This is a genomic window from Stenotrophomonas sp. 24(2023), from assembly GCF_030913365.1.
Classification (GTDB): domain Bacteria; phylum Pseudomonadota; class Gammaproteobacteria; order Xanthomonadales; family Xanthomonadaceae; genus Stenotrophomonas.
The window spans coordinates 3,586,480-3,607,433 of the sequence record NZ_CP133160.1 but is presented as its reverse complement, the minus strand read 5'-3'; the positions used below and the strand labels follow the sequence as shown (position 1 = coordinate 3,607,433).

The window sequence follows — 20,954 nt, the reverse complement described above, 5'->3', positions numbered from 1 at the left end:
AGGGGCCATCCCCGTGGGGCGCGGATTTACGGGCGCCCCATCCACGCATAGCGTGGATCTACCGCGGGTGTGGGCCCGGGCCCACACCCGCCCTGGCCTACAGGCGTTCGCCGCTGTCGGCGTTGAAGAAATGCAGGCCCTGCGGGTGGATCGCCACGCGCATCGTTTCGCCCACCGCCGGCAGCGCCTGCGGGGCCACGCGCATGGTCAGCGCATGCTGGCCGCTGCTGAGGTTGACGAAGATTTCGTTGCCGACCGGTTCGATGCCCTCGATGCGCGCCTCGAACGCATGCGCGTCATCGGCGGCGGCCGGCTGCAGGTGCTCCGGGCGCACGCCCACGGCGATCGGTGAGCCCAGCCAGGCCGGGTTGATGGCGGCCTGCCCCAGCGGGGCACGCCAGGCACCCTCGACCGCCGCCGCGCCACTGGGATCGTCCTGCAGGGTACCGCGCAGCACGTTCATCGCCGGGCTGCCCAGGAAACCGGCCACGAACAGGTTGGCCGGGCGGTCGTACAGCGCCATCGGTGTGTCGATCTGCTGGATGATGCCGTCCTTGAGCACCACGATGCGCTGGCCCAGGGTCATCGCCTCGACCTGGTCATGGGTCACGTAGATCATGGTGGTGCCCAGCTTGCGGTGCAGCTGGGCGATGTCGGTGCGCACGCTGTGGCGCAGCTTGGCATCGAGGTTGGACAGCGGCTCGTCCAGCAGGAACACCGCCGGTTCGCGCACCAGCGCACGGCCCAGTGCCACGCGCTGGCGCTGGCCACCGGACATCGCCTTGGGCAGCTTGTCCATCATCTCGGTCAGGCCCAGGGTCCGCGCCGCTTCGCCGATGCGCCGCTCGATCGTCGCCTTGTCGTGGCCGCGCAGCTTCAGGCCGAAGGCCAGGTTCTCGGCCACGGTCATGTGCGGGTACAGCGCGTAGCTCTGGAACACCATGGCGATGTCGCGGTCCTTCGGCGCCACGTCGTTCACCACGCGCTCGCCGATGGTCAGCGTGCCGCCACTGATCTCTTCCAGGCCGGCGATCATCCGCAGCAGGGTGGACTTGCCGCAGCCCGACGGCCCCACCAGCACCATCAATTCCCCGTCGGCAACCTCGAAGGTGGCGTCCTTCACCGCGACCTGGCCGTTGTCGTAGACCTTGCGAACACCCTGCAACTGCACTTTTGCCATATCACTCATCCAGTCCGCCCGGCAGCCGGGCCATCGTGTGGGGACTGCCTTCGGCCCTCCCGATGGCAGCATGATCGCCTCGCTGCCGCATGACGGACACCGCTGCAATCGAATACAGTTGCCCATTCTGCCATGTAAACGTTTTCACGTGGCACTATCCGTGAGTCGGTGCGCGCCGACCTGCTCCGGGGGCTGCCGTATGGTTCGCCGGTGTAGTGGTTTCGCATGAAACAGCATGCTCCGGAGCCCCGGAATTTGCTCATGATGCGCCCCGGACTGGCAGTTGCGCACATGTCCCAAGACCTTAGCCAAGAAGCGATTGACAACGATGTCACCCGGATCTGAAACTCGAGCGATGCACGACACCCTTTTCCTGTTCGGTGCCACAGGTGATCTGGCCCAGCGCTACCTGTTCCCTTCGCTGTTGCGCCTGCTCGGAGACGGCCTGCTGCCGGAAGACTTCAAGGTCCGCGCACTGGCCCTGTCGGCCCACGACACCGCCGCCTTCCATGACATCCTGCGCCCGCGCCTGCAGCAGGCCAATCCGCTGGCCACCCAGGACGACATCAACAACCTGCTGTCACGCATCGACTACCGTTCCGTCGACCTGCGCGATGCCGATTCGGTCGCCGCCGCCGTTGCCGACCTGGTGCACCGCAAGTGCGTGAGCTACCTGGCCATCCCGCCGGGCCTGTACATCTCCACCTGCGAAGGCCTGGCCAAGGGCGGCGCGCTGGCCTCGCCCGCGCGCCTGATGCTGGAAAAGCCGATCGGCAGCGACAGCGAAAGCGCCGAGCAGATCCTGACCACCATCGGCCAGTGGATCGACGAAGACCGCGTGTTCCGCCTGGATCACTACCTGGGCAAGGCCGCGGTGCAGAACCTGATCGCGCTGCGCTTCGGCAACACGCTGCTGGAAGCGGTGTGGAACCGCAACTACATCGAGTCGGTGCACATCCTGGTGTCCGAGAGCGAAGGCGTGGACGGCCGCGATGCCTACTACGCCCGCTCCGGTGCGCTGCGCGACATGGTGCAGAGCCATATCCTGCAGCTGCTGTGCCTGGTGGCGATGGAGCCGCCGGCCTCGCTGGAAGCCGACCGCATCCGCGACGAGAAGGTCAAGGTGCTGCGTGCGCTGCGCCCGCTCGACGCCAGGCACGCCGCGCGTGACAGCGTGCGTGGCCGCTACACCGCCGGCACCATCAACGGCCAGCCCGCGCAGGCCTACCAGCCGCCGGAAGGCAGCGACGTGGAAACCTTCGCCGGGGTCACCGCGCACATCGACAACTGGCGCTGGAGCGGCGTGCCGTTCCACCTGGTCACCGGCAAGCGCCTGCCCGAGCGCACCACCCGCGTGGTGGTCACGCTCAAGCCGGTCACCCACTGGCTGTTCGAGCGCCCGCAGCGCAGCCAGGCCGCGCCGAACCGCCTGGTGTTCCAGCTGCAGCCGCAGGAAAACATCGAACTGGGCCTGATGAGCAGCCTGGCCGGCCCGGAGTGGGGCGCGCTGGAACTGCACCCGCTGGAACTGGAACTGTCGGTGCCGACCGGCCTGCACCGCCGCATCGCCTACGAGCGCCTGTTCCTGGATGCGTTCAACGGCAACCACGCGCTGTTCGTGCGCGATGACGAAGTGCGCGCGGCCTGGGCCTGGATCGACAGCGTGTCCCAGGCCTGGAAGGACGCCAAGCTGCCGCTGGAACCGTATCCGGCCGGCCAGTGGGGCCCGGCCATCGCCGCCGACTTCCTGCCGCAGGGCGTGGAAGCGGCCGAGCGCGGGGCGGCCGAATGAGCGCCGCCAGCCAGCCGGTCCTGGTGGCCGACATCGGTGGCACCAATGCCCGCTTTGCCCTTGCCGACACGTCACTGGATGCGCCGCTGCTGACCGACAGCATCCGCGAATTCGCGGTGGCTGATTTCCCGTCGCTCGGCGATGCCGCGCGCCACTACCTGGAACAGGTGGGCGCGCAGGCGCAGCGCGGCGTGTTCGCCGTGGCCGGCCGCGTCGACGGCGATGAGGCGCGCATCACCAACCACCCGTGGGTGATCTCGCGCAGCCGCACCGCGCAGATGCTCGGCTTCAACGAACTGCACCTGATCAACGACTTCGCCGCCCAGGCGATGGCCGTGTCGCTGCTGCAGCCGGCCGACGTGGTGCAGATCGGTGGCGCCACCTGGACCCCGCGCCAGCCCGGCCAGCCGCGCAACTACGCGGTGATCGGCCCGGGCACCGGGCTGGGCGTGGGCGGCCTGGTGATCCGCCACGGCCGCTGCTATCCGCTGGAAACCGAAGGCGGCCATGTCAGCTTCCCACCCGGCACGCCGGACGAAGTACGCATCCTGGAGATCCTGTCCGAACAGTTCGGCCGGGTGTCCAACGAACGCCTGATCTGTGGCCCCGGCCTGGTCAACATCCATCGCGCCGTGTGCGAGATGGCCGGGGTCGACCCGGGCAAGGTGGTGCCGGCCGATGTGACCGCGCGCGCCGCGCTGGGCGATCCGCAGGCGATGCGCACGGTGGACGTGTTCTGCGCCGTGTTCGGTGCCATCGCCGGCGACCTGGTGCTGATCCAGGGGGCCTGGGACGGCGTGTTCCTCACCGGCGGCCTGGTGCCGAAGATGCTCGATTCGCTGCAGCATTCCGGTTTCCGCCAGCGCTTCGAGCACAAGGGGCGTTTCTCTTCGATCATGGCACGGGTTCCGTCGCTGGCGATCATGCACCCCTGCCCCGGGCTGCTGGGTGCCGCCGCGTACGCCGCCGATGCCGAGCGTGACGCCCAGGAGGCTGCATGACCGTGAATTTTTCCAGTGACCGCCTCGACTTCATCGCCCACCGCGATGCCGATGGCTGGATCGAGGCCGTCGCTGCTGAAATGGCCAAGGCCATCAACGAGGACATCACCGAACTGGGCCGTGCGCGCATCCTGCTGTCCGGCGGTACCACGCCGGCACCGGTGTACCAGGCCCTGGCCGAACTGGACGTGCTGTGGGACCGGGTGGAAGTCAGCCTGGCCGACGAACGCTGGCTGTCCCCGCAGGACCGCGACAGCAACGCCTGGCTGGTGCGCGAAAGCCTGCTCAAGCGCGCTGAAGGCGCCCACTTCGACCCGCTGGTACGGGTCGGCAAGCCACTGCCCGAATGCGTTTACACCGCCAACCTGCAGGCCCAGCACAGCCAGCGGCCGAGCCTGGTCGCCCTGGGCATGGGCAACGATGGCCACACCGCCTCGCTGTTCCCCGGGTCCAAGGACCTGGCCCGCGCCGTGGAAAGCACCCTGCCCTACGCTGCCCTGGATGCCACCGGCTGCCCCGGTTCCAACCAGTGGCCGCTGCGCATCACGCTGACCCCGCATGGCCTGCAGCAATGCCGCCAGCGCCTGCTGCTGCTGCGTGGCAAGCAGAAGCTGGAGGTGCTGCAGCAGGCGCTGGACAGCAATGATGCCCAGCAGTACCCGATCCTCAACGCGATCAACCTCGACGGTGCCCGCCTGCGCGTGCACTGGGCCAACTGACCGCATGCCCGCCCCTTCCCCGCGCGCGCCTCTCGCCACCTTCCTTCCCCGGTAGCCAATGAGCCTCCATCCGCAACTGCACGCCATCACCGAGCGCATCATCCGCCGCAGCGCCCCCTCGCGCGCGGCCTACCTGGCGGCCATCGATGCCGCCCTGCGCGACGGCCCGTTCCGCAGCCGCCTGAGCTGCGGCAACCTCGCCCACGGCTTCGCCGCCTGCGGCGGCACCGACAAGAGCCGCCTGCGCGGTGGCGTGACGCCCAACCTGGGCATCATCACCGCCTACAACGACATGCTCTCGGCGCACCAGCCGTTCGAGACCTACCCCGAGCAGATCCGCGAGATCGCCCGTGAACTGGGCGCCACCGCACAGGTCGCCGGTGCGGTACCGGCGATGTGCGACGGTGTCACCCAGGGCCGCGGCGGCATGGAACTGTCGCTGTTCTCGCGCGATGTGATCGCCCAGGCCACGGCCATCGGCCTGAGCCACGACATGTTCGACACCACCGTCTACCTCGGCGTGTGCGACAAGATCGTACCCGGCCTGCTGGTCGGCGCGCTGGCGTTCGGCCATCTGCCGGCGGTGTTCGTGCCGGCCGGCCCGATGACCCCCGGTATTCCCAACAAGCAGAAGGCCGAAGTGCGCGAGCGCTATGCGGCCGGCGAAGCGACCCGCGAGGAGCTGCTGGAAGCCGAGTCGGCCTCCTACCATGGCCCCGGTACCTGCACCTTCTACGGCACCGCCAATTCCAACCAGGTGTTGCTGGAGGCGATGGGCGTGCAGCTGCCCGGCGCCTCGTTCGTCAACCCGGGCACGCCGCTGCGCGATGCGCTTACCCGCGAAGCCACCGAGCGCGCCCTGGACATCACCGCACTGGGCGATGATTTCCGGCCGCTGGGGCGGATCATCGACGAACGGGCCATCATCAACGCGGTCATCGCGCTGATGGCCACCGGCGGCTCGACCAACCACACCATCCACTGGATCGCGGTGGCGCGGGCGGCCGGCATCGTGCTGACCTGGGACGACATGGACGAGCTGTCGCAGCTGATTCCGCTGCTGGCCCGCGTCTACCCGAACGGCGAGGCCGACGTGAACCGCTTCGCCGCGGCCGGTGGCCCGGCCTTCGTGTTCGGCGAACTGATCAAGGCCGGGCTGATGCACGGCGACCTGGTCAGCGTGGCGCGTGGCGGCATGGCCGACTACGCCCGCGAGCCGCAGCTGCGCGATGGCAAGCTGGTCTACCTGCCGGGCCTGGAACACAGCGCCGACGAAGAAGTGGTGCGCCCCATCGGCAACCCGTTCGAGCACCAGGGCGGCCTGCGCCTGCTGCGCGGCAACCTGGGCCGTTCGCTGATCAAGCTGTCGGCGGTGAAGCCGCAGTACCGCACGATCGAAGCGCCGGCGGTGGTGGTCGATGCGCCGCAGGTACTGAACAAGCTGCATGCAGCCGGCCTGCTGCCGCAGGATTTCGTGGCCGTGGTGCGCTACCAGGGCCCGCGTGCGAACGGCATGCCGGAACTGCATTCGCTGGCGCCGTTGCTGGGCCTGCTGCAGAACCAGGGCCGGCGCGTGGCGCTGGTGACCGATGGCCGCCTGTCCGGTGCGTCCGGCAAGATCCCGGCGGCGATCCACGTGACGCCGGAAGCGGCGCGCGGTGGTCCGCTGGCGAAGGTGCGCGAGGGCGACATCATCCGCATGGATGGCGAGGCGGGCACGCTGGAAGTGCGGGTGGATGCGGCCGAGTGGGCAGCGCGCGAACTGGCACCGAACACGGCGCCGGCGGCGCATGACCTGGGTCGCAACCTGTTCGCGGTGAACCGCCGCGTGGTGGGGCCGGCCGACCAGGGGGCGATTTCGATTTCGTGCGGCCCGGCGGCGGCTGATGGCAGCCCGTGGGATTACGACGCGGAGTATGAGCTGGGGCACGATGCGGCCGCAGCGGCGGCACCGCATGAGGCGAAGGACGCCTGAGGGTTTGAAGAGCGCTGCGGGTTTGTCGCGGCGGCAAGTCTCCTGGCTGAGGGCGCGGTCGGTCCCAGCCGGGACACGCCGTGAACCCCTCCATGGGGGCTCGTAGGCGCCATCCATGGCGCCTGCGGTCCCGGCTGGGACCGACCGCGCCCTCCTGACACTCCCCGGCGCATCAACGCCGCGAAGTGGTCACTGAAGAGCACAACAAGAGCGAAAGCAAAGGCAGAAGCGGATCATGGGTATCGAACAACATCAGGTGCGGGCGGCGGAGCTGTTGCGGGCGGCGGGCATCCTGCCGGTGGTGACGATTCATACGTTGGACCAGGCACGCGCGGTCAGCGCGGCGCTGCTGGAAGGTGGCCTGCCGGCGATCGAGCTGACGCTGCGCACGCCGGTGTCGATGGAGGCGCTGGCCATGCTCAAGCGCGAGCTGCCGGACGTGGTGGTGGGTGCAGGCACGGTGCTGACCGTGGAGCAGATGCAGCAGGCCATCGATGCCGGTGCGGATTTCCTGGTGACGCCGGGCACGCCGCCGGCGCTGGCCGATGCACTGGCGGCCGCGCCGCTGCCGGTGGTGCCCGGGGCGGCGACGCCGACCGAGCTGCTGTCGCTCTACGCGCGGGGGTTCCGGGTATGCAAGCTGTTCCCGGCCACGGCCGTGGGCGGGCTGGCGATGATCAAGGGCCTGGCCGGCCCGGTTGCGGACCTGAAGCTGTGCCCGACCGGTGGCATCACCGAAAACAGCGCGGCCGAATACCTGGAGCAGAAGAACGTGGTCTGCATCGGCGGCTCGTGGATGGTGCCGGGCAACTGGATCGCCGATGCCCAGTGGGACAAGGTGCGCGCCAGCGCTGCGGATGCGGCGGCCATCGTCAAGCGCGTACGCGGCCACTGAGAAGGACCGGATCCCTTTCCGCAGGGAAAGGGATTCCCACGGCACGCCGGCTCGCCCAGGGCGGCCGGCCAGCTGCCAGGCCCTGCACGGGCCGTACTTAACATTGCTTACAGCGGACGGGCCGGATCCACCAGGCCGTACTGGCTGGCCATGCGTGCCAGCGCGATGTTGTCGTTGATGCCCATCTTCTCGAACAGGCGCGCCTTGTGCGTGTTCACCGTCTTGGCGCTCAGGCTGAGACGGCGTGCGATGTCTTCCTGGCGCAGGCCCTGGGTCAGCAGCAGTGCCACTTCCAGTTCACGCGGGGAGAGATTGTCGAACGGCGAGCCGTTGCCTTCCACCGTGGACAGCGCCAGGTGCTGGGCGATGCTGCTGCCCAGGTAACGGCGGCCACCGGCCACGTCGCGCACCGCGCGCAGCAGTTCCTGCGCATCGCATCCCTTGCCGATGTAACCGGCCGCCCCCGCTTCCAGCAGCCGCTTGGGCAGGGGCCCGTCCTCGAGCACCGACACGATCACCACGCGGATATCGCTGTGGCCACGCACGATGCGCTCGGTGACTTCCAGCCCGCTCACACCCGGCAGGTGCAGGTCGCACAGCACCACATCGGGCATCAGCTGGCGCACGTCGCGCAGGGCATCCTCACCGGTCTCGGCTTCACCCACCACTTCGATGTCGGCCTCACCGGACAGGATCATCTTCATCCCGGTACGGACCAGTGCATGGTCATCGACCAGGTAGACTCGAATCGTCATTCATGTACCTCGTTGGATGCAGCAGCGGCGTTCAGCCTAGGCACGCGGGCGACCACGCAGCAAGCGCGCAGACGGCGCAGTTGCTGCGTACTGGTCGGTGAATCACAGTCCCCGTACCACATGCCAAACCTCTGTCTTGCAGCCGCTGCTGCAATGAAACAACCCGTCTATTGGAAGGACGGACCAGCCGGACCATCCACGTCAACGCCCCCTGTTGGCACTGCCACCCCGTCTCCCATGGGGTTGGTCCTGTCGGCGCCAGGGATGCCGGCGCCGGAACATGACCAGATAGCACCCTACCACCCAAACCAGCGCCGCACACCACCCGGCGAGGATGTCGGAGGGGTAATGCACGCCCAGGTACACCCGCGACAGGCTGACCAGCAGGCTGAACGCGGGGGCCAGCAGCAGGACCGGCCAGCGCCAGCGGGTGTTCCAGGCCAGCAGCACCAGGGTCATCGCCAGGGTCATCGACCCCATGGCATGGCCGCTGGGAAAGCTGAACGTCGATTCCGGGGCGACCGATTCCCACAGGCTCGGGCGCTGGCGCTGGAAGAACTGCTTGCTGCCCAGGTTCAGCAGCGCCGAACCGACGAAGGCCAGGCCGACGAATGTGGCTTCACGCCAGCGCCGGCGCCACAGCAGGGCCAGCACGATCAGCACATCGGCCGGGATCAGGAACCATTCATAGCCCAGCTTGGACAGCAGCACGAAGAAGCGGTCCAGCCCCGGGGAATGCAGGCCGTGCATCTGCCACAGCAGCGGCGCATCGAAGTGGAACGACTCGAACGCGTGCACGTCATCGGCCAGGGTCACGAAACCGGCCAGCGGCAGCAGCACCCCGGCAAACAGCAGCACCAGGCGCCACGCGTTGTGGGCCATCCACCTGCGGAACCCGGCCGCCGCCTCGGGGGCGGCCAGGATGGGCGGTTTATCCGCCGACCCGGGCATACGTCCGTTCGACGTAATCGTCGATCAGCGCGACGAATTCCTGGGCGATGTTCTCGCCACGCAGGGTCACCTTCTTCTCGCCGTCGACGAACACCGGCGCGGCCGGTGTTTCGCCGGTACCCGGCAGGGAAATGCCGATGTTGGCATGGCGCGATTCACCCGGGCCGTTGACGATGCAGCCCATCACCGCCAGGGTCATGTTCTCCGCGCCGGGATGGTGCACGCGCCAGACCGGCATCTTTTCGCGCACGTGGTTCTGCACGACCTTGGCCAGTTCCTGGAAGAACTCGGAGGTGGTGCGGCCACAGCCCGGGCAGGCAGTGACCAGCGGCGTGAAGGCCCGCTGGCCGGTGGTCTGCAGCAGTTCCTGGGCGACGATCACTTCCTGCGTGCGCGACTGGCCCGGCTCGGGCGTCAGCGAAATGCGGATGGTGTCACCGATGCCTTCCTGCATCAGCACCGCCAGCGCCGCCGAAGACGCCACGATGCCCTTGCTGCCGATACCGGCTTCGGTCAGGCCCAGGTGCAGGGCGAAATCCGAGCGCTGTGCCAGGTCGCGGTACACCGCGATCAGTTCCTGCACGCCGCTGACCTTGGCCGAGAGCACGATGCGGTCGCGCGGCAGGCCCAGCTCGACGGCCTGCTCGGCCGAATCCAGCGCCGAACGGATCAGCGCCTCGCGCAGCACGCGGCCGGCATCCCAGGGCTGGGCGCGCTGGCTGTTCTCGTCCATCAGCTTCGCGGCCAGGGCCTGGTCCAGCGAGCCCCAGTTGGCGCCGATGCGCACCGGCTTGTTGTAGCGGATGGCGAATTCGATCAGCTGGGCGAACTGCAGGTCCTTCTTCTTGCCGAAGCCCACGTTGCCCGGGTTGATGCGGTACTTGGCCAGCGCCTCGGCACAGGCCGGCTCGGCCGTCAGCAGCTGGTGGCCGTTGTAGTGGAAATCGCCGATCAGCGGCACGTCGATGCCCATCATCGCCAGCTTGTCGACGATGCGCGGAATGGCCGCCGCCGATTCGGCGTTGTTGACGGTCAGCCGGACCATTTCCGATCCAGCGCGCCACAGTTCGGCCACCTGCTTGACGCTGGAGGCCACGTCGGCGGTGTCGGTATTGGTCATCGACTGCACCACCACCGGCTTGCCACCACCCACGGTGACCCCGCCGATCTGTACGGCATGGGTCTGGCGGCGGGACCAGGCGGTGGCGTCGGAAGGGGGCGTAGGGCGGGTAACGGCGTCGTGCATGGCGCCATTCTAGCGCCCGCCGATGACGCTCGCGCGTTCCGCATTCAGGCAATGGCGGGATGGCGCCCCCGTGCGGCCTATTGTCGCAGGCAGCGCAGGCCGGGAACGCATACGATGGGCGGGCATGACCGGTCCCGACGCTCCCTTCCTGCAAACCCTGTGCAGCCTGCGCTGGCTGGCCGTTGCCGGGCAGGCGGCCACGATCCTGGTCGCCAGCTGGGTGCTCGGCCTGCCCCTGCCGCAGCTGCCGCTGTGGGCCGGCGTGGCCGCGCTGGCGCTGTTCAACGTGTACGCCCAGCTGCGCGTGCACGGTGCCGATACCGCGCCGATGACCGCCTTCGGCCACATCCTGGTGGACGTGGCCGTGCTGACCTGGATGCTGGGCTGGAGCGGTGGCATCGCCAACCCGTTCGGCTCGCTGTTCCTGATCCTGATCGCGCTGGCCGCGCTGGCCCTGCCCCTGCGCTGGACCCTGGCCGTGGCCGTCAGCTGCCTGCTCGGCTATGCCGCCAGCGCCGTCTTCGGCCAGCCGCTGCCGCCGGGCTACTTCCGCGCCGACGACCTGCACCAGTGGGGCGTGGTTGCCAACTTCCTGATTTCCGCAGCGGTGGTGCTGGCCTTTTCCACCCGCCTGGCCATCGCGCTGCGGCGGCGCGAGCTGGAACTGTCGGCGCTGCGCGAGCGCTTTGCCCGCAACGAGGGCATCGTGGCCCTGGCCACCCATGCCGCCTCGGTGGCGCACGAACTCAATACCCCCCTGGCCACCATGACCCTGCTGGCCGACGATGTGGCCGAACGCAGCGAGGAACCGGAAGTCCGGGAGGACATGGAGACCCTGCGCGAACTGCTGGTGCAGTGCCGCGAGCGCGTGCTGGCCCTGGCCGCCCCGGCCTCGGCCCGGGCCGGTGACCCCCGTTCCACCACGGCCCTGCAGGTACTGGAACAGTGGCGGCTGGTGCGCCCGACCATCGCGCTGAACCGCAACGACGACGCCCCCCTGAAGCTGCCCCTGGACCCGGGCGTGGGCCACCTGCTGATGGTGCTGCTCAACAATGCCGCCGATGCCGGCGAAAAGGCCGGCCGCCCGCAGGTCGATCTGGAACTGCGCATCGAGGGCGAGGACCTGATCGGTGAAGTGCGTGACTACGGCCACGGCTTCGACGCACGCGACGCCGCCCTGCCCGGCACCCTGTTCAGCAGCAGCAAGCGGCAGGGCATGGGCGTCGGCCTGGCCCTGTCCCATGCCACCATCGAACGCCTGGAGGGGCAGATGTGGATGCGCCCGGCCCAGGGGGCCGGCAGCCGCGTCGGCTTCCGCCTGCCCCTGGCCCCACGTGAGGACACCCCATGAGCCCCGCTTCTTCCCTTGGCCTGCTGGTCGACGACGACGAACTGTACCTGCGCACCCTGCAGCGCAGCCTGGCCCGCAAGGGCCTGGACACGCAGACCGCGCAGGACGCCGCCAGCGCGCTGGCACTGGCCCGGCAGGCACCGCCGGCGTTCGCCCTGATCGACCTGAAACTGGGCAACGATTCGGGCCTGGCCCTGATCCAGCCGCTGCGTGCCCTGCGCGCGGACATGCGCATCCTGCTGGTGACCGGCTACGCCAGCATCGCCACCGCGGTAGAGGCGATCAAGCTGGGCGCCGATGACTACCTGCCCAAGCCGGCCACGGTGCCGATGATCCTGCGTGCGCTGGGCGAGGAGGATGACGGCCCGGCTGACGAAGGTGAAATGGAAGTGCCCGACGCGATGACGCCGATCAGCCGCCTGCAGTGGGAACACATCCAGCAGGCCATGCACGAGACCGGCGGCAACGTGTCGGCCGCCGCGCGCCTGCTCGGCATGCACCGGCGTTCGCTGCAGCGCAAGCTGGCCAAGCGCCCGAGCCCGGAACGCGATCCGAGCCGTTGAGGTGGTATCGCGCCGGCCGGGCATGGCCCGGCGCCACCGGCGTGAGGGAAGGCAGCGCCGGGCCCTGCCCGGCGGCCTTCCCTGCCCGGCTCAGCCCTTCAGCTGCGCCAGGATCTCGCGGGTCATCGGATCGGCGATCTCGACCGCTTCGCCCTGCAGGGCCGGCAGCAGGCCGCTGGCCAGCTGCTTGCCCAGTTCGACGCCGAACTGGTCGAAGGCGTTGATGTTCCAGATGACCGACTGCACGTACACCGCGTGTTCGTACATGGCGATCAGCGCCCCCAGCGCCTGCGGGGTCAGCGCGTCGAGCAGGATCAGGGTGCTCGGGCGGCCACCGGGGTAATCGCGGTGCGGGTCGTCGCTGGACTGGCCATTGGCCAGGGCCTCGGTCTGCGCCAGCAGATTGGCCAGCAGCGCCTGGTGGTTGATGGTGTAGGGATCGTCGCTGCGCACGCAGCCGATGAAATCGGCCGGGATGATGCTGGTGCCCTGGTGCAGCGCCTGGAAGAAGCTGTGCTGCACATCGGTGCCCGCCCCGCCCCACCACACCGGCACGGTGTCGGTGGTGACCGGCTGGCCGTCACGCTGCACGCGCTTGCCCAGGCTTTCCATCACCAGCTGCTGCAGGTAGGCCGGCAGCAGGGCCAGGCGCTGGTCATAGGTCATCACCGCGTGCGTGGCGCGGCCGAGCACGTTGCGGTTCCAGATATCGGTCAGGCCATGCAGCACCGGCAGGTTGCGTTCCAGCGGCGCGTCCAGGGCATGGGCATCCATCTGCGCGGCACCGTCGAGCAGCTGCTCGAAACGCTCGAAGCCGATCGCCAGCGCGATCGGGAAACCGACCGCCGACCACAGCGAATAACGGCCCCCCACCCAGTCCCACATCGGCAGCACGCGGCCGGGTGCGATCGCGAAGGCCTTGGCCGCACGCTCGGGGTTGGCACTGACCGCGTACAGGCGCTCGCTGCCACCCAGCCAATCGTGCAGGATCTGGCCGTTGAGCAGGGTTTCCTGCGTGCCGAACGTCTTGGAGATCAGGATGCCGGCGGTGCGCGCCGGGTCCAGCGTGGCCAGCGTGCGCTGCATGGCCGCGCCATCCACGTTGGACACGAAATGCACGCGCAGGCGCGCGCCGTCGACCGGGCGCAGCGCGTCGGCGACCAGGCGCGGGCCCAGGTCGGAACCGCCGATGCCGACGCTGACCACATCGGTGACACCACTGGCCTCCAGCGCATGCACCAGCTCGCCCATGTGCCGGCGCACATCGCGCGCGGTGGCGAACGCATCGGCCGCCACCGGCGCATCCACCGGCTCACCGCGCAGCGCGGTATGCAGCGCGGCGCGGCCTTCGGTCAGGTTGACCTGCTCACCACGGAACAGGCGCGTGATCGCGCCGCCCACGTCGCGCTCGGCGGCAAGCGCCAGCAGCGCCTGCAGCGCCGCGGCATCGTAGGTCTGCCGGGCGAAATTGACATACAACGGACCGACCCGCAGTGCCAGGTCCTGTACGCGGCCGGGTTCGGCGGCGAGCAGGCTGGGGATGCTTGCGCCCTTCAGGCGCTGGGCGTGGGAATGCAGCGAGTCGAATCCGTTGTGCGTTGTCATGCGGCCTGGGTCGGGATGGTGTCGTTGGTATGGGTGATGGCGTTGCTGCCATCAACGTAGACCAGCTTCGGCTTGAAGCTGTCCGCTTCCTGCTCGGTCATCGTAGCGAATGCGGCGATGATGATGATGTCGCCCACCTGCACGTGGCGCGCTGCGCCGCCGTTGAGCGAGACGATGCCGCTGCCGGCTTCGGCGCGGATGGCATAGGTGGAGAAACGCGCACCGTTGGTCACGTCCCAGATGTGCACCTGTTCGAACTCGCGGATGCCGGTCGCCTGCAGCAGGGTGTCGTCGATCGCGATCGAGCCTTCGTAGTTCAGCTCGGAATGGGTGACGGTGGCGCGGTGGATCTTGGTCTTGAGCAGGGACAGGTGCATGGGACAGGGTGACGGCAAAGGAAAGTGCGGATTCTAGCACCCGCACCGGGCGGGGCATCAGGGCCGGCAACCTGTTCAGGTAGCGCCGGGCCACGCCCGGCGGAACTCAGAATTCCAGGTTGTCGATCAACCGGGTGGTGCCCAGCCGCGCAGCGATCAAGGCCACGCGCGGGCCGTCGAAGGCCGGTTCGGCCAGCTCCGGGGTGCGCAGCACGGCGTAGTCGACCTGGAACCCGGCGGCCTGCAGCGCGGCCGTGGCCTCGGCCTCGATGCGCTCGCGCGGCAGCCCGGCCACGTAGCCTTCGCGCATGCCCAGCAGGGTGCGATGGATCGTCGTCGCCAGCGGGCGCTGCTCGGCGCTCAGGTACTGGTTGCGCGAGCTCTTGGCCAGGCCGTCAGGATCACGCACGATCTCCGCGCCGACGATCTGGATCGGGAAGGACAGCTCGGCCACCATCTGCCGGATCACCGCCAGCTGCTGGTAGTCCTTGCGGCCGAACACGGCCACGTCCGGCTGCACCTGCAGGAACAGCCGCGCCACCACCGTGCAGACGCCATCGAAATGGCCCGGGCGGTGCGCCCCTTCCAGCACGTCGCTCACGCCCGGCGCATGCATCTGCGTGGTGTTTTCCACACCCAGGGGGTACATGGTCTCCACGCTGGGCAGCCACACCGCATCGCAGCCCGCCTGCTCCAGCCCGGCCACGTCGGCATCCGGGGTACGCGGGTAGCGGCTGAAGTCCTCGTTCGGGCCGAACTGGGTCGGGTTCACGAAGATGCTGGCCACCACCTTGTCGGCGTACTGCCGGGCCAGGGCCACCAGCGAATGGTGCCCGCCGTGCAGGTTGCCCATCGTCGGCACCAGCGCCACGCGCAGGCCCTCGCGCTTCCACCGGGCGATCTGCGCGCGCAGCGCGCCAAGTTCGTTGAAGGTCTGGATCATTGGGCGTAGGCGTGCTGTTCGTCGGGGAAGCTGCCCTCGCGCACGGCGGCAGCATAGGCACGGACCGCACCGGCGACCGAGCCACCTTCGGCCAGGAAGTCCTTGACGAACTTCGGGCGCCGGTGGCCACTGTCCAGGCCCAGGAAATCGTGCAGCACCAGCACCTGGCCATCGCACTGCGGGCCGGCACCGATGCCGATGGTCGGCACCGCCACCGCGGCGGTGGCTTCGGCGGCCACCGGCGTCGGCACGCATTCGAGCACGATCAGGCTGGCACCGGCCTCGGCGGCAGCGCGGGTGTCTTCCACCAGCTGGCGCGCGGCATCGCCGCGGCCCTGGATCTTGAAGCCGCCCAGGCGCAGCACCGACTGCGGGGTCAGGCCCAGGTGCGAGCAGACCGGAATCTCGCGCTCGACCAGGTAACGGATGATGTCCAGCTTGAAGCCGGCGCCTTCGATCTTGACCATCTCGGCACCGGCCTGCAGCAGCTGCAGCGATGCATCAAGCGCACGTTCCGGGGTGGCATCGGCACCGAACGGCAGGTCGGCCACCAGCAGCGCACGCTGCAGCACGCGGGACACCGCACGGGTGTGGTAGACCATGTCGGCCACGGTCACCGGCAGGGTCGAATCATGCCCCTGCACCACCATGCCCAGCGAATCGCCGATGAGGATCAGGTCGGTGCCGTTGGCGTCGAACGTACGCGCGAAGCCGGCGTCGTAGGCGGTCAACATGACCAGCTTCTGGCCATTGCGCTTGGCCTCGGCCAGGGCGGGAATGGTCCAGGGCTTGCTGTCTGCGTGGGTGCTCATGTGCTGATAACCGGGGGAGATAACCCGGGCATTATCACCCTATCGGCGCGATCCCGCAGGCATCCACCCGCACCACTGCATCCCGCACGCGGCCGTGGCCGGGAATGGCCAGATCCGCAGCGATTTCGGCCAACGGCACCAACACGAACGCCCGCTCGTGCAGGTAGGGATGGGGCACTTTCAGGTGCGGCAGGTCCACCTGCTGCTCGCCATACAGCAGCAGGTCCAGATCCAGGCGGCGCGGGCCCCAGTGCACGGCCGGGTCGCGCACCCGGCCAAAGTCCCCCTCCAGCGCCAGCAGCGCGGCCAGCAACGATGCCGGCGCCAGCGTGGTGCGTACCGCCGCGACGGCATTGACGAACGGCGGCTGGTCTTCATTGCCCCAGGCCGGCGTGGCGTACAGGCGCGAGGCCTGCAGCAGCGCAGTGGAAGGCAGACGGTCCAGCGCGGCGATGGCCGCGCGGACGGTGGCAGCGGCATCGCCCAGGTTGGCCCCCAGGCCGACCCAGGCGGTGACCGGAGCGGGCGCCATCACCTACTCGGCAGCCGCACTGCCGGCAGCACCGGTGCGGCGGCGGCGACGGCGACGCTTGCGCGGCGCCCCGCCCTCTTCCTCATGCGCGTCGGCCTGCAGGGTATCCAGCGCCGATTCGAGTTCGCGGCCGGACTGCTGCTGTGCCTCACGCCAGAACTCGACATCGGCATCGTGTTCGGACGACGCCACCTGGCGCAGGATCAGGAAATCGAACGCGGCGCGGAAGCGCGGGTGGGTCAACGTACGGAACACGCGCTTGCGCTGGCGCGAACCGAAGCGCGACTGCAGCAGCCAGATTTCCTGCATCGGCAGCGAGAAGCGGCGCGGCAGCGCGATGGTGGTCAGCTGGTGCAGGGTGACGCGGTCGGCAGCGCGGCGCTGGGCTTCTTCCGGCGCCACGCCCTGCTTGAGCAGGGTGGCCTGGGCACGGCAGAACGCCGGCCACAGCAGCAGCGCGAACAGGAACGCCGGCGACACCGGCTCATCGTTGGCCACGCGCGCATCGGTATTGGCCAGGCCTTCGATCAGCATGCGACGCAATGCGCCGGTGCGGTTGGCCTTCAGCGCCTTGGCGCTTTCCGGGAACAGCACATCCAGCAGGCCATAGCGTTCCAGGCCCTCGAAGCTGGCCACGCCGTGCCCGGACAGGAACAGCTTGAGCACTTCCTCGAACAGGCGGGCCGGTGCGGCTTCGTTGAGCAGGCCGGCCAGCTGCGGGATCGGCGCGGCCGTGGCCGTTTCGATCTGGAAGCCGAGCTTGGCGGCCAGGCGCACGGCACGCAGCATGCGCACCGGGTCTTCGCGATAGCGCTGTTCGGGATCGCCGATCAGGCGCATCACGCGTGCCTGCACATCCTCGAAGCCACCGGTGTAGTCACGCACCGAGAAATCCTCGATGGCGTAGTACAGCGCATTGCAGGTGAAGTCACGGCGGATGGCGTCGTCTTCGATCGTGCCGTAGACGTTGTCGCGCACCAGCATGCCGTTTTCCATTTCGCGGTCGCCACTGCCGTCATCGCTGTTGGCACGGAAGGTGGCCACTTCGATGATTTCGCGGCCGAACACCACGTGGGCAAGGCGGAAGCGGCGGCCGATCAGGCGGCAGTTGCGGAACAGCTGCTTGACCTGCTCGGGCGTGGCGTCGGTGGCCACGTCGAAATCCTTGGGCTGGCCGTTGACCAGCAGGTCGCGCACGGCACCGCCCACCAGGTAGGCGCCAAAGCCAGCGTCACGCAGGCGGTACAGCACGCGCAGGGCGTTGGGGCTGATGTCCTTGCGGGAGATGGTGTGCTGGTCGCGCGGGATCACGCGCAGACTGAACGGAGATGGAGCAGAAGAAATGATGTTGGCGCTTCCGGTTGGAGTTTCGGGATTGCCCACTGGCATCGAGGCGCATATACTAGCGCGCCTGCCTCGGCAGCGACATACATCACGCTCCCTTCGTCTAGTGGTTAGGACGTGGCCCTCTCAAGGCTAAAACAGGGGTTCGAGTCCCCTAGGGAGCGCCAGTCGCCGTCGCAGCAACCGAAAAAGCCCGCCTTGTGCGGGCTTTTCTGTTTTCCGGGGATGGGTTCCGGGGATTGGCCGCTCCGGCTCGGCGGGCGCATTGGCGCCTCCATGCTCCTGCGCAGGAGGGGGCGGGCCCCTCCCTGCGCCAGGCACCGGCATCCACGATCCGTCTCAGCCCTCCATCTGCTCCAGTTCCTTGCCCTTGGTCTCGCGCACGTAGCGGGTGACGAAGAACAGCGACAGGATCGCGGCGGCCGCATACAGCCCATAGGCCCCGGCCAGGCCGATACCGGCCAGCAGCATCGGGAAGGTGACCGTGATGGCGAAGTTCGAGGTCCACTGCGCGGCGCCGGCCACGGCCAGCGCCGACCCTCGGATCTGGTTCGGGAACATCTCGCCCAGCATCACCCACATCACCGGCCCCCAGGACAGGTTGAAGAACACCACGTAGGTATTGGCCGCCACCAGCGCCAGCCGCCCCATGCCATCGGACAGGTGCAGCCGCCCATCGGCCAGGGTGCCACTGGAGAAGGCCACCACCATCAGCACCAGTGCCACCGACATGCCCAGCGAGCCGATCCACAGCAGCGGCTTGCGGCCGATACGGTCAATCAGCGCCACGGTAAGCAGGCAGGCGCCAATGCTCAGGCCACCGGACAGTACGTTGATCAGCAGCGCATCGCTTTCGGAAAAGCCCACCGCCTGCCACAGCACCGCACCGTAGTAGAACACCACGTTGATGCCGACCAGCTGCTGGAACACCGCCAGTCCCAGCCCGACCCAGACGATCGGCCGCAGCCTGCCGCTGGCCTTGCTGACCAGATCGGACAGGCGCGGCGCCTGCGCGCCCTGGTCCAGGCTGGCCTCGATCTCGCCCAGCTTCACCCGGGCTTCGACAGCGCCATACAGCCGCGCCAGCACGGCAGCTGCCTGCGCCGTGCGCCCCTTGGCCACCAGGAAGCGCGGGCTTTCGGGAATCAACAGCAGCAGGATCAGGAACAGCAGCGACGGGAAGGCCTGCATCCAGAACATCCAGCGCCAGGCCTCCTGCCCCAGCCACAAGGGCTCGGTGGACGCGCCGGCCGCGCGCGCCAGCAGGAAATTGCTCAGGAAGGCCGCGAACAGGCCGCAGATGATGGCCATCTGCTGCACCGTGGCCAGCCGGCCACGGTAGCGGGCCGAGGCCACCTCGGCGATGTAGGCCGGGGACATCACGCTGGCCGCCCCGACGGCGAATCCGCCCAGCACGCGGGCGGTGACGAACAGCCATGACGCGTGCGCGGCGCCGGCCCCCAGGGCCGACAGCAGGAACAGCACGGCGGCGATGATCAGCACGCCGCGGCGTCCCAGGCGGTCACCCAGCCAGCCGGCCACGAAGGCGCCGATCGCACACCCCAGCAGCATCGAGGCCACCTCGAAGCCCAGTGCGGCCTCGCTGGAATTGAAGGCCTGGCGCAGGCCGTCCACGGTCCCGTTGATGACCCCGCTGTCAAAGCCGAACAGGAAGCCTCCCAGGGTCGCCACGCAGCTGATCAGGATGATGAAAGCGGTGTTTTCGCCCTGGGCGATGGGGGAAGCGGACGCTGCCGTGGTCATGGGCCTGCCTGTGAAGGAATGGACGGCCCCGGCCCTGCCGGCCGGCGCCCGTCGCGCAGCGTCGCACAGCCCTGCCTGGCGCGCCATCGGGCCGCGGGAACCGACACCGGGGGCCAACCTGTTCTAGAATTGTGCGGCTTAGAGACGGATCTGCCTTTTCCCATGCCTTTTGTCGTCACCGAAAACTGCATCAAGTGCAAACACACCGATTGCGTGGAAGTGTGCCCCGTGGATTGCTTCCACGAAGGCCCGAACTTCCTGGTGATCGACCCGGATGAATGCATCGACTGCACGCTGTGCGAGCCGGAATGCCCGGTCAATGCCATCTTCCCGGAAGACGACGTACCGGCCGGCCAGGAGGTCTTCGTGGGCCTGAACGCCGAACTGGCCAGGGAATGGCCAGTGCTGACCGTGCGCAAGGACCCGCCCGCCGATGCCGGCGAGTGGGACGGCAAGCCGGACAAGCTGAAGCTGCTGGAACGCTGAGGCGCCAGCAACGGCGGAAGAAAAAGGGCGCCAACGGCGCCCTTTTTTCATTTCCGGCCATACCAGGCCATGCCCGGCTGCCCCCGGAGGGCGCGGGCCGGGGCCCGCACCCGCCGGACCGGTGTTTACTGCGCCAGCTTCGCCTTCAGTGCGGCGATCAGCTTCACCGGCGCCTCGGCGGTGGCCGGCAGGCCACGCGGGTCGACGGCCGAAACATAGGCACCGGCATCGACCGCAACCACACGGACCAGGAAGTTGCTGCCTTCATAGGCGACATCGTAGGAGCCCAGCAGCTGGGCACGGCTGGCAATGGTCACGCCCTGCACGCCTTCCAGCGCGGTGCCGACCTTGCCGAACACATCCTCCTTGCTGCCGGCGACAGTGAAGCCGCTGGCGCTGGCCGCCGGAGCAGCGGCCGGGGCGACCGCCGCCGGCTTGGTCGAGGACGACGCCAGCGCCGGGATGCGGGTGTCGCCATTGGTCGCCGGCACGTTCAGGTCCGGCGGCACTTCCAGCGGACGCATCTCCGGGGCCAGGGCGTAATCGCCGCGCACACCCTTCTTGAAGCAGCCGGTGGTGCCGACGGCGGTGCCGAGAGCGAGGATCGCGAAGGACAGCACGCGGACGGCGGAAACGGATTGACGCATGGGAATCTCCTGGATC

20 protein-coding genes and 1 tRNA gene are annotated in these 20,954 nt (G+C 68.7%); 9 read left to right on the top strand and 12 right to left on the bottom strand.

All coding sequences use genetic code 11. The features are described 5' to 3' along the window. Window positions 1–97 precede the first annotated feature (97 nt). Window positions 98–1,180, bottom strand: a complete 1,083-nt coding sequence (gene ugpC, locus Q9R17_RS16485; RefSeq protein WP_308155665.1) for a sn-glycerol-3-phosphate ABC transporter ATP-binding protein UgpC — start codon at window positions 1,178–1,180, stop codon at window positions 98–100. A gap of 355 nt (window positions 1,181–1,535) precedes the next feature. On the opposite strand from ugpC, the gene zwf reads away from it, so the two are divergent. The 5 genes from zwf to eda all read left to right on the top strand — a co-directional run bounded on the left by zwf (window position 1,536) and on the right by eda (window position 7,562). After that, on the top strand, window positions 1,536–2,972 hold the full coding sequence (gene zwf, locus Q9R17_RS16480) for a glucose-6-phosphate dehydrogenase (RefSeq protein WP_308155664.1): 1,437 nt from the start codon (window positions 1,536–1,538) through the stop codon (window positions 2,970–2,972). Then, window positions 2,969–3,973 (top strand): glucokinase, encoded by a 1,005-nt coding sequence (gene glk / locus Q9R17_RS16475; protein WP_308155663.1) that lies wholly within the window; start codon window positions 2,969–2,971, stop codon window positions 3,971–3,973. The genes zwf and glk overlap by 4 nt, the downstream gene beginning before the upstream one ends. Next, the gene (gene pgl, locus Q9R17_RS16470; protein WP_308155662.1) at window positions 3,970–4,692 is read left to right on the top strand and encodes a 6-phosphogluconolactonase; all 723 of its coding nucleotides are present in this window, start codon (window positions 3,970–3,972) and stop codon (window positions 4,690–4,692) included. The genes glk and pgl overlap by 4 nt, the downstream gene beginning before the upstream one ends. A 58-nt stretch (window positions 4,693–4,750) precedes the next feature. After that, on the top strand, window positions 4,751–6,667 hold the full coding sequence (gene edd, locus Q9R17_RS16465) for a phosphogluconate dehydratase (RefSeq protein WP_308155661.1): 1,917 nt from the start codon (window positions 4,751–4,753) through the stop codon (window positions 6,665–6,667). Between the two features lie 235 nt (window positions 6,668–6,902). Next, on the top strand, window positions 6,903–7,562 hold the full coding sequence (gene eda, locus Q9R17_RS16460) for a bifunctional 4-hydroxy-2-oxoglutarate aldolase/2-dehydro-3-deoxy-phosphogluconate aldolase (protein ID WP_308155660.1): 660 nt from the start codon (window positions 6,903–6,905) through the stop codon (window positions 7,560–7,562). A gap of 107 nt (window positions 7,563–7,669) precedes the next feature. Here the strand turns inward: eda and Q9R17_RS16455 are convergent, their stop codons facing one another. The 3 genes from Q9R17_RS16455 to ispG all read right to left on the bottom strand — a co-directional run bounded on the left by Q9R17_RS16455 (window position 7,670) and on the right by ispG (window position 10,514). Further along, entirely contained in the window at window positions 7,670–8,317 is a 648-nt protein-coding gene (locus tag Q9R17_RS16455; protein WP_308155659.1) for a response regulator, read from the bottom strand. A 201-nt stretch (window positions 8,318–8,518) separates the two neighbouring features. After that, entirely contained in the window at window positions 8,519–9,268 is a 750-nt protein-coding gene (locus tag Q9R17_RS16450; RefSeq protein WP_308155658.1) for a phosphatase PAP2 family protein, read from the bottom strand. Beyond that, complete coding sequence (gene ispG, locus Q9R17_RS16445) at window positions 9,249–10,514, bottom strand: flavodoxin-dependent (E)-4-hydroxy-3-methylbut-2-enyl-diphosphate synthase (RefSeq protein ID WP_308155657.1); 1,266 nt, start codon at window positions 10,512–10,514, stop codon at window positions 9,249–9,251. The genes Q9R17_RS16450 and ispG overlap by 20 nt, the downstream gene beginning before the upstream one ends. A gap of 124 nt (window positions 10,515–10,638) precedes the next feature. Here ispG and Q9R17_RS16440 point away from each other — a divergent pair, with 124 nt between their 5' ends. Then, entirely contained in the window at window positions 10,639–11,865 is a 1,227-nt protein-coding gene (locus tag Q9R17_RS16440) for an ATP-binding protein (RefSeq protein ID WP_308155656.1), read from the top strand. After that, window positions 11,862–12,428 (top strand): response regulator transcription factor, encoded by a 567-nt coding sequence (locus Q9R17_RS16435; RefSeq protein WP_308155655.1) that lies wholly within the window; start codon window positions 11,862–11,864, stop codon window positions 12,426–12,428. The genes Q9R17_RS16440 and Q9R17_RS16435 overlap by 4 nt, the downstream gene beginning before the upstream one ends. A gap of 90 nt (window positions 12,429–12,518) precedes the next feature. Here the strand turns inward: Q9R17_RS16435 and pgi are convergent, their stop codons facing one another. The 6 genes from pgi to pcnB form a co-directional block, all read right to left on the bottom strand. After that, window positions 12,519–14,033 (bottom strand): glucose-6-phosphate isomerase, encoded by a 1,515-nt coding sequence (gene pgi, locus Q9R17_RS16430; protein WP_308155654.1) that lies wholly within the window; start codon window positions 14,031–14,033, stop codon window positions 12,519–12,521. Beyond that, window positions 14,030–14,410 (bottom strand): aspartate 1-decarboxylase, encoded by a 381-nt coding sequence (gene panD, locus Q9R17_RS16425; RefSeq protein ID WP_308155653.1) that lies wholly within the window; start codon window positions 14,408–14,410, stop codon window positions 14,030–14,032. The genes pgi and panD overlap by 4 nt, the downstream gene beginning before the upstream one ends. A 106-nt stretch (window positions 14,411–14,516) precedes the next feature. Beyond that, the gene (gene panC, locus Q9R17_RS16420; RefSeq protein WP_308155652.1) at window positions 14,517–15,353 is read right to left on the bottom strand and encodes a pantoate--beta-alanine ligase; all 837 of its coding nucleotides are present in this window, start codon (window positions 15,351–15,353) and stop codon (window positions 14,517–14,519) included. Continuing rightward, on the bottom strand, window positions 15,350–16,165 hold the full coding sequence (panB, locus tag Q9R17_RS16415) for a 3-methyl-2-oxobutanoate hydroxymethyltransferase (protein WP_308155651.1): 816 nt from the start codon (window positions 16,163–16,165) through the stop codon (window positions 15,350–15,352). The genes panC and panB overlap by 4 nt, the downstream gene beginning before the upstream one ends. A gap of 34 nt (window positions 16,166–16,199) precedes the next feature. Next, window positions 16,200–16,697 (bottom strand): 2-amino-4-hydroxy-6-hydroxymethyldihydropteridine diphosphokinase, encoded by a 498-nt coding sequence (gene folK / locus Q9R17_RS16410; protein ID WP_308155650.1) that lies wholly within the window; start codon window positions 16,695–16,697, stop codon window positions 16,200–16,202. A 3-nt stretch (window positions 16,698–16,700) separates the two neighbouring features. After that, window positions 16,701–18,080 carry a polynucleotide adenylyltransferase PcnB gene (gene pcnB / locus Q9R17_RS16405; protein WP_308155649.1) on the bottom strand — a complete coding sequence of 460 codons (1,380 nt, stop codon included), beginning with the start codon at window positions 18,078–18,080 and terminating at the stop codon, window positions 16,701–16,703. Between the two features lie 53 nt (window positions 18,081–18,133). On the opposite strand from pcnB, the gene Q9R17_RS16400 reads away from it, so the two are divergent. Next, a tRNA-Glu gene (locus tag Q9R17_RS16400) sits at window positions 18,134–18,208 on the top strand. A 172-nt stretch (window positions 18,209–18,380) separates the two neighbouring features. Here Q9R17_RS16400 and Q9R17_RS16395 read toward each other — a convergent pair. Continuing rightward, entirely contained in the window at window positions 18,381–19,805 is a 1,425-nt protein-coding gene (locus Q9R17_RS16395; protein WP_308155648.1) for a sugar porter family MFS transporter, read from the bottom strand. A gap of 162 nt (window positions 19,806–19,967) precedes the next feature. On the opposite strand from Q9R17_RS16395, the gene fdxA reads away from it, so the two are divergent. After that, window positions 19,968–20,291, top strand: a complete 324-nt coding sequence (fdxA, locus tag Q9R17_RS16390; protein ID WP_308155647.1) for a ferredoxin FdxA — start codon at window positions 19,968–19,970, stop codon at window positions 20,289–20,291. A gap of 125 nt (window positions 20,292–20,416) precedes the next feature. Here the strand turns inward: fdxA and Q9R17_RS16385 are convergent, their stop codons facing one another. Further along, window positions 20,417–20,938: a hypothetical protein gene (locus Q9R17_RS16385; RefSeq protein WP_308155646.1), complete on the bottom strand. Its 522-nt coding sequence runs from the start codon at window positions 20,936–20,938 to the stop codon at window positions 20,417–20,419. Between the last annotated feature and the right edge of the window lie 16 nt (window positions 20,939–20,954).